The sequence below is a fragment of the Paenibacillus agri genome, assembly GCF_013359945.1.
GTDB classification, from domain to species: domain Bacteria; phylum Bacillota; class Bacilli; order Paenibacillales; family Paenibacillaceae; genus Paenibacillus_AQ; species Paenibacillus_AQ agri.
Window position 1 is genome coordinate 1 of record NZ_JABWCS010000154.1, and the last position, 549, is coordinate 549.

The 549-nt window shown below is 62.1% G+C and carries 1 protein-coding gene; it reads right to left on the reverse strand.

Translation table 11 applies throughout. The annotated features are described in order from the left end of the window. The coding region (locus tag HPT30_RS00765; protein ID WP_217622199.1) for a hypothetical protein at nucleotides 1-529 on the reverse strand (529 nt) is incomplete at its 3' end. Nucleotides 530-549 lie beyond the last annotated feature (20 nt).

Consider the following 549-nt stretch of genomic DNA (forward strand, 5'->3'; position numbering starts at 1 on the left):
CTGTAGCTCCAGTCGCTCCAGTTGCCCCTGTGTCACCTGTTGCTCCAGTTGCTCCTGTCGCACCTGCGTCACCTGTTGCACCAGTCACTCCAGCCGCTCCAGTTGCTCCCGTCGCTCCTGCTGCTCCTGTTGCACCCGTTGCCCCTGTGTCACCTGGCGCTCCGGTCGCTCCAGTTGCACCTGTTGCTCCAGTGTCACCGGTCGCTCCTGTTGCACCCGTTGCTCCAGTGTCCCCTGTCACTCCTGTCGCTCCGGTCACTCCTGTCGCTCCTGTTGCACCAGTATCTCCTGTTGCTCCGGTCACTCCTGTCGCTCCTGTGTCACCTGTCGCTCCGGTCGCTCCAGTTGCCCCTGTGTCACCTGTTGCTCCAGTTGCTCCTGTCGCACCTGCGTCACCTGTTGCACCAGTCACTCCAGCCGCTCCAGTTGCTCCTATGTCACCTGTAGCTCCAGTCGCTCCAGTTGCCCCTGTGTCACCTGTTGCTCCAGTTGCTCCTGTCGCACCTGCGTCACCTGTTGCACCAGTCACTCCAGCCGCTCCAGTTGCTC